A 6,778-nucleotide genomic window follows, 5' to 3' on the forward strand; every position below is an offset into this window, starting at 1 on the left:
CCCATCCTGCAATGCCCAACTCCGCTGCCCACTGCGGTTTAATTCAGGCATGACACGTCTCCCCAGCCCAGAAATCATGATCAGCGAAGTTGGCCCGCGCGATGGCCTGCAGTCGGTCAAGACCACCATGCCCACCGCCGACAAGCTGCGCTGGATCGACGCGCTGGCAGCGGCGGGCTTGCGCGAGATTGAAGTCGCCTCGTTTGTCCCCGCCCAACTCTTGCCGCAAATGGCCGATGCCGCGCAGGTGGTGCAACATGCCCTGCGCCACAGCGGCGTGCGGATCATGGCGCTGGTGCCCAACTTGCGCGGTGCCCAAGCGGCGCTGCAGGCCGGGGCGCAAAAGCTCACCTTGCCCGTGTCGGCCAGCCCCGCGCACTCCATGGCCAATGTGCGCAAGACGCCCGAGGCCATGGTCGAAGAAGTGCGGGCCGTCTTGCGCCTGCGCGACGAGATCGCGCCCGGCGTGCCGATTGAGGTGGGCATGTCCACAGCCTTTGGCTGTACTTTGCAGGGCCCTGTGCCAGAGGGCGATGTGCTGCGGCTGGCGGTGCAACTGGCGCAGGCGGGCGTGGACGAAATTGGCCTGTCGGACACCACCGGCATGGGCAACCCGGCGCAGGTCTCGCGCTTGTTCAAGGCGCTGTTCAGCGAAGTGGGCGCCTTGACGGGCGCGGCCCACATGCACAACACCCGGGGCCTGGGCCTGGCCAACTGCCTGGCCGCTTACGAGGCAGGCGTGCGCACCTTCGACAGCTCGCTCGGCGGTTTGGGTGGCTGCCCTTATGCGCCGGGTGCTTCGGGCAATGTGGTCACCGAAGACCTGGTGTTCATGTTCGAAGCCATGGGCGTGTCCACAGGGGTCGATCTGCCCCGGCTGATGGCCGCCCGAGAGCCGCTCCAAGCCGGGCTGCCCGGAGAGCCGCTGTATGGCATGACGCCCGAGGCGGGGCTGCCCAAAGGCTGGCGAAGCTGAAGGGATGGGCGTGTTTTGTAGGACGGCAGCTTCAGCTGCGACATTGCCCGCTTCGGCACAGGCCCCATGTCAGGGCTGAAGCCGCCGACGAATCAGGCATGCCCTGCGGCACCCGCATAATCACCGGGCATGGACAAGCTCAAAGCCTTTGACACCTTTGTTTCGGTCGCCACCAAAGGCAGCCTGACCGCCGCCGCTAGGGGTGAAGGGGTGGCGCCGGCCATCATTGGGCGCAGGCTCGATGCGCTCGAAGAGCACCTGGGCGTCAAGTTGCTTGTGCGCACCACGCGGCGCATCACCCTCACGCACGAGGGCAGCGCCTTTCTGGAGGACTGCCAGCGCCTGCTGTCGGACGTGGCCAACGCCGAGGCCAGCGTGTCGGCGGGGGGCGTCAAGGCCAGCGGCCATTTGCGCATCACCGCCCCGGCTGGCTTTGGACGCCGCCATGTGGCGCCGCTGGTGCCGCGCTTTCGCCAGCAGCATCCGGACGTGACAATTTCGCTCAACCTGAGCGACCGTGTGGTGGACCTGGCCGCCGAAGGCTTTGACTGCGCCGTGCGCGTGGGCGATTTACCCGATTCGTCACTGGTCAGCGTGCGCATGGCCGACAACAGGCGCTTGTGCGTGGCCACCCCCGGCTATCTGGCCCAGCGCGGCACGCCCCAGCAACCGGCCGATCTGCTGCACCACGACTGCCTGACCTTGTCGAGTGACGCCTCGCAAACCCGGGGCTGGGCCTTTCAGGTACCCAGTGAACAGGGCCACGAGGTGATCCACCTGCGCCCGGGTGGTCCGCTCGACTGCTCGGACGGTCAGGTACTGCACGACTGGTGCCTGGCGGGCTATGGCATTGCCTGGCGCAGCACCTGGGAGGTGGAGTCCGAAATCCAGGCCGGACGGCTGGTAGCCGTGCTGGAGCAGTTTGCCGCCCCGCCCAATGGCATTTATGTGGTCTTTCCGCAGCGCAAACACCTGCCCCTGCGGGTGCGGCTGTGGATCGACTTTCTCAAGCACCACTATGGCTTGCCCAGCTTTTGGCCGAGTTCGACGGCCACCTCAGCGGCCACTTCGCCCCCTTTAGAATCAGCCCCCTGATGAGCGCCCACCTTGTGATCTGCGCCGACGATTTCGGCATGAACCCAGCGGTGTCGCAAGGCATCGCGCAACTGGCCGCGCAACGACGCCTGAGCGCCACCAGCGCCATGACGCTGGCCCCCGCCTGGCCCACCGATGTCGCCTTGCTGCGCCCTCTGCGCCATCAACTGGATGTGGGCCTGCACCTGGACTGGACCAGCCCCTTTGCCATCGCCGCAGGCCACGGCCGCCCACTGGGGCGCCTGATGCTGCAAACTCAGCTGCGACAACTGGACCGCCAGCAAGCCCGCGACGTGATGGAACGCCAGCTCGACCTGTTTGAGTCGCATTGGCAAGCCCCGCCCGACCATGTGGATGGGCACCAGCATGTGCAGCAGTTCCCTGTCATCCGCGAGGCGCTGGTGGAAGTGCTGACCCGGCGCTACCTCTCAGGGCCTCGGCCCTGGATCAGGATTTCGCGGCCACTGACGCCGCGCAGCGATATCAAGGCCTGGGTGATCGGCGCCATGGGTGCGCAAGCCTTGCAGCGCCTGGCACGCCAAGCCGGTTTGCCGCATTCGCAGTGGCTGAGCGGCATTTACAGCTTTGATGGCGATGCCAGCGCCTATGGCCTGCGCCTGGCGGATTGGCTGCAAGACGCCGCCGCCCACCCGGGCGTGGTGATGATGTGCCACCCGGGTCTGAGCAGTGATGACACCGACGACCCGATTGCCCACGCCCGCACGCAAGAGCTGCAAGAACTTGAAAGCCCCCTCTTGCCCACGCTGATGCAGCGCCACGGCCTGCAACTGGCACGCGGCCAGCAAGCCTGGTCCCTCGCCACCGCATGAGCGACACCCGAAAATCCTGGCTCAGCCTTCTGGGCCTGTGGCTGATCTTGCTGGGCCTGGCCACGCTGCGACCACTGGCCTTGCCTGACGAAGGACGCTATGGCGACGTGGGCCGCTGGATGCTGGTCTCGGGCGACTGGCTGGCCCCTCGGCTGGACGGCATCCCGTTTTTTCACAAACCACCCTTGCTGCATTGGCTGCAGGCCATCAGCCTGTGGGCTGCGGGGGTGCATGCCTGGAGCGCCCGCCTGGTGCCCGCCCTGCACGCCGGGCTCATGCTGCTGGGCTTGTACTGGGGCGCGCGCCACATCGCCGGTGAACGCACGGCGCGGCGCAGCGTGTGGATGCTGGGCTCCAGTCTGGCTTTTCTGGTGGGCGGTCAATACATCAACCACGATATGCTGGTGGGCGCCTGGATCAGCATCGCCATCTGGTGCCTGGCCGCCGCCATGCAACACCCGGGCGAACGCCCTCACCGGGGCTGGGCACTGGGGGGCTTTGCAGCTTGCGCCCTGGGCGTGCTGAGCAAGGGCCTGATTGGCCTGGCCCTGCCCGGTCTGGTGATGGTGGTCTGGGTCACCCTCACACGCCAGTGGCCGCGTGCGCTGCGCATGCCCTGGCTGAGCGGTGCGCTGTTGTTCTCCCTCATCGCCCTGCCGTGGTTTGTGCTGGGCCAGCAAAAATTCCCGGGCCTGTTTGATTACCTGATCATCGGCCAGCACTTTGGCCGCTACACCGGCAGCACCTTCAACAACCAATGGCCCCTGTGGTTCTACCCGGTGATCTTGCTGGCCCTGCTCTTTCCCTGGGCCTTTTTGGTGGTCTGGCAAGGCGCATCCGGGCTGCTGCGCCACAAGCTGGCGGTGCTGAAACCGGCATCGGCCGGGACCGCCTTGCTGTGGGTCTGGCTGATCGCCATCACGCTGTTTTTCAGCCTGCCCAAGTCCAAGCTGGTGGGTTACATCCTGCCCGTCATGCCTCCGCTCAGCTTGTTGGCCGCGCTGGCCTGGGAACAATACTTCGCCCCAAAAACCCATGCCACCAAGGTGTTTGGCCTGCTGTGCGCCGTCAACCTGGCGCTGGGGGCTGCGTTCACCCACTTCGCAGGACAGTACAGCCTGCGCCACAGCAGCCGCGACGTGGCGCACGAGCTGGCCTGCCGCATGGACACCCGCGACCGCGTGACCGTGGCGGGCGGCTACCCCTACGACCTGCCGTTTGAAGCCAACCTGAAAACACCGTTGGTGGTTGTCGACGACTGGGCCGCCGCCCGGCAAAACGCGGGCGACAACTGGCAGCGTGAACTGTTTGAAGGCGCAGACTTTGATGCCCAAGCCGCCCAAGTGCTGCAAGGCCGAGAAGCCCTGCTGCAGCCAGGCGCCGATGCGCGCTGGCTCGTCACCCCCAACGACGCCAGCCAACTGGGCGATCTGAGCCGCTGGCAAAAGGTTTACCAAGGCCGCGCCTGGAGCCTCTGGCAACAAAGCGCCAAGCCTTCAGCGGCGGAAGGCCCACAAGCGGCTGAACACAAAGGTCTGTCCTGCCGCGATCACCATGGCCAGCAACAGCGCCAGCAGTGAAGGCCTATTGATCCGGCACGCTAACGTTTGAATTTCGTAGGTCGGTACTCGCAGAGTCCGACATGATGGGTTTCGGCACAGGCCCATGTCGGCGTCTTCGACCGCCACCTACAACATCTTTGAGTATTGAAAACTTCATAGGGCCAAATCAATAGACTGACACCAAGTCTGTCCTGACTGTGGGGTCCACTTCAGTGCTCACCCTTGACCACTGCGCCCTTGAGGTTGGTGTCGCCGCCGCTTTGGATGTTGACCGTGTTGCCCACCACCTGGCTGTTGGTGTAGGTGGTGCTGTTGCAGCCAAGCGCTGAGCGCGTATTTTGGCCGCCGATGGGTCAAAGATCTTTGATGTCGCCCACCCCCAGGCCCGTGGCCTGGGCAATGACAGCCAAAGGCAGGCCTTGTGATTTGAGGTTGCGGGCCACTTCTTGAATGCCCTCCGCCTTGCCCTCCGCCTTGGCGTCTTTGATCACGGTGGCCTCTAAGCGCAGTTTGTCCATGTGGATGTGGTAGGCCTCAAGCTCCTCCGGCGTGAAAGCACCGACCTCCACCAAATCCATGGCGCTGCGAATTTCCGGGTCTTCGGCCAGGTCTTGCACGGCTTGGTCATTGCGGCCCACTTCACTCAAAAAACGCAGCCATTTCACTTGCATGCGCCGGTCGGTCTGGCTTCTGGGTTTGAATTTGGGCAGCTCGATGAACACAAACTCCAGCCCCTTAAGCACTCGCAGGCTGTCTTGCAGGCTGACAATTTTGTAGTGGTGGTGGTAGTTGTCGGTCTCAAAGTCAAACACCTGGTTGGTCAGGGCCAGGGCGTAAACGGGCTTCAAGCTGGCGTAGTCCTGCCCGCTGCGCAGCTGCTTGACATAGGCGTTGCTGGCCGAAAACACGATGCGCTGCTCAAAGCTGGTGCTCCAGAGCATCTGCATCTCCACAATGAAAATGCGCCCCCGGGTGTCTTGGCATTTGACATCGACGATGGAGTTCTTGAACAGGCCAGGCAACTCTGGCACTTGCTCAGGAGTGAGGTACTCCAGGCTTTCAATCAGACCATCGTCGGGCAGGGGCAGCACGGCGTTCAAGAAGCTTTTGAGCAAGTCCGCATGCTGGCCAAACACGCGCTTGAAGGCCAAATCGATCTTGGGGTCTAGGTAGCGGCTGGCCATGAGGGTTTCTCCTTGAAGGATGAAACGGGATTATCCGGGAAGGAGAGGGCGTGCGCGTCTTTGTGTTGTTCGTAATGGTCAAGTTTTACCGCAAACATCTATGGGTCATTGAGTGGTGGAGACGACAACATGGGGTCGCCCTGTTGGCATGCAGCACCAAACCATCCAGAAACACGCCCCCTGGCAAAACGGCAGGATCGAGCGCTTGTTCGGCACGCTCAAGCCGCTGCTCAGGCAACTGGTTATTCCAAGTGGCGGTGCACTGCAAAACGCACTCGATGAATTCAGAGTTTTCTACAACCACGTCAGGCCCCATCAGAACCTACACAGGCTCAAACCGATTGAACACTTTGCAGGGCTCAGGCCAAAGGACATCCGGCCAATGCCGATCAAGGAAGTGACGCCAGTGCAAGCCTTGGCAGGCTTGAGGCGCGGCTACTGGATCAGGAAGTAGATAGCCCCAAACAAGACTTCAAATCAGCTCTAACAACACTGTCCGAATCGGCCAGGGGCAATGCCTGCGTGCGTGTCGGCTTTTGCACAAAAAACAGGCACAGCGCAAAATAGAAAAGTGCCGCAACCCCATCAAAACCAGACCCGAGAGGCTGATATTTGAAAAAAGGGTTGAAACTCAACGCCAAACGTGTTGCGGACACTTGGACATGACACCGTGAGGGTGGTTTTGCCTTGCACGTTGACTTGGAAGCCGCCGTCGCCTGCGCGGATGGCGCTTTGCTCGCCCCTTGTGTCAGACTAGTTGTCGCCTCGATAGAACCTAGAACCTGGGGGCGGCGATGAAAGAACAAAATGGCTCGATATGGACAAGCATTCAGAGACAAAGCGGTAGCCAAGTTGCTGCCACCGGAGAGCGCACCGCTGCAGGTGGTCTCGCGCGAGATGGGCGTGAGCGAGGCAACCCTGGAGCGTTGGCGCGAAGAAGCACAAACCAGACCTGCCCGAGCTCGGCCCTGGTCTGCGGGTGCCCGGCTTGAGGCCGTGATCACTACAGCTGCGATGAACGAGGCCGCTAAGAGCGCCTGGTGCCGCGAGCACGGTGTGTATCCGGTTGATTTGGTCAAGTGGCGCTTGAACTGCACCACCGCGCTGGCAGACCCCCAAGATGTGCCCGCC

Annotated in this window: 8 protein-coding genes; 6 read left to right on the plus strand and 2 right to left on the minus strand. The window is 63.0% G+C overall.

The genetic code is table 11. From position 1 onward, the window contains the following. Nucleotides 1–49: 49 nt before the first annotated feature. From AMM33_RS16335 to AMM33_RS16350, 4 genes are all read left to right on the plus strand, one after another. The gene (locus tag AMM33_RS16335; protein ID WP_090142355.1) at nt 50–976 is read left to right on the plus strand and encodes a hydroxymethylglutaryl-CoA lyase; all 927 of its coding nucleotides are present in this window, start codon (nt 50–52) and stop codon (nt 974–976) included. A gap of 129 nt (nt 977–1,105) precedes the next feature. Beyond that, nucleotides 1,106–2,071: a LysR family transcriptional regulator gene (locus AMM33_RS16340; protein ID WP_090142356.1), complete on the plus strand. Its 966-nt coding sequence runs from the start codon at nt 1,106–1,108 to the stop codon at nt 2,069–2,071. Next, complete coding sequence (locus AMM33_RS16345; protein ID WP_090142357.1) at nt 2,071–2,901, plus strand: ChbG/HpnK family deacetylase; 831 nt, start codon at nt 2,071–2,073, stop codon at nt 2,899–2,901. Before AMM33_RS16340 ends, AMM33_RS16345 begins: the two co-directional genes overlap by 1 nt. Then, the gene (locus AMM33_RS16350; RefSeq protein WP_090142358.1) at nt 2,898–4,481 is read left to right on the plus strand and encodes an ArnT family glycosyltransferase; all 1,584 of its coding nucleotides are present in this window, start codon (nt 2,898–2,900) and stop codon (nt 4,479–4,481) included. The genes AMM33_RS16345 and AMM33_RS16350 overlap by 4 nt, the downstream gene beginning before the upstream one ends. A gap of 191 nt (nt 4,482–4,672) precedes the next feature. On the opposite strand, the gene AMM33_RS22745 is transcribed toward AMM33_RS16350, so the two are convergent. Together AMM33_RS22745 and AMM33_RS16360 are read right to left on the minus strand one after the other, a co-directional pair. Continuing rightward, nucleotides 4,673–4,813: a hemagglutinin repeat-containing protein gene (locus tag AMM33_RS22745; protein ID WP_090142370.1), complete on the minus strand. Its 141-nt coding sequence runs from the start codon at nt 4,811–4,813 to the stop codon at nt 4,673–4,675. 3 nt (nt 4,814–4,816) lie between these two features. Continuing rightward, the gene (locus AMM33_RS16360) at nt 4,817–5,647 is read right to left on the minus strand and encodes an Rpn family recombination-promoting nuclease/putative transposase (RefSeq protein WP_090142359.1); all 831 of its coding nucleotides are present in this window, start codon (nt 5,645–5,647) and stop codon (nt 4,817–4,819) included. A 148-nt stretch (nt 5,648–5,795) separates the two neighbouring features. Between AMM33_RS16360 and AMM33_RS16365 the strand changes: the two genes are divergently transcribed. Together AMM33_RS16365 and AMM33_RS16370 are read left to right on the plus strand one after the other, a co-directional pair. Beyond that, nucleotides 5,796–6,101, plus strand: a complete 306-nt coding sequence (locus AMM33_RS16365) for an integrase core domain-containing protein (protein WP_090142360.1) — start codon at nt 5,796–5,798, stop codon at nt 6,099–6,101. A gap of 353 nt (nt 6,102–6,454) precedes the next feature. Next, nucleotides 6,455–6,778, plus strand: a 324-nt coding sequence (locus tag AMM33_RS16370) for a transposase (protein ID WP_194945509.1), incomplete at its 3' end; no start/stop codon positions are given.

Origin of the sequence: Limnohabitans sp. DM1 (assembly GCF_001269385.1) — a bacterium.
Classification (GTDB): Bacteria; Pseudomonadota; Gammaproteobacteria; order Burkholderiales; family Burkholderiaceae_C; genus Limnohabitans_A.

Bases quoted from the DNA above. Each gene is read 5' to 3' on its own strand.
- AMM33_RS16335 (WP_090142355.1), top strand. From the start codon at position 50: ATGACACGTCTCCCCAGCCCAGAAATCATGATCAGCGAAGTTGGCCCG.
- AMM33_RS16340 (WP_090142356.1), top strand. From the start codon at position 1,106: ATGGACAAGCTCAAAGCCTTTGACACCTTTGTTTCGGTCGCCACCAAA.
- AMM33_RS16345 (WP_090142357.1), top strand. From the start codon at position 2,071: ATGAGCGCCCACCTTGTGATCTGCGCCGACGATTTCGGCATGAACCCA.
- AMM33_RS16350 (WP_090142358.1), top strand. From the start codon at position 2,898: ATGAGCGACACCCGAAAATCCTGGCTCAGCCTTCTGGGCCTGTGGCTG.
- AMM33_RS16360 (WP_090142359.1), bottom strand. From the start codon at position 5,647: ATGGCCAGCCGCTACCTAGACCCCAAGATCGATTTGGCCTTCAAGCGC.
- AMM33_RS16365 (WP_090142360.1), top strand. From the start codon at position 5,796: ATGCAGCACCAAACCATCCAGAAACACGCCCCCTGGCAAAACGGCAGG.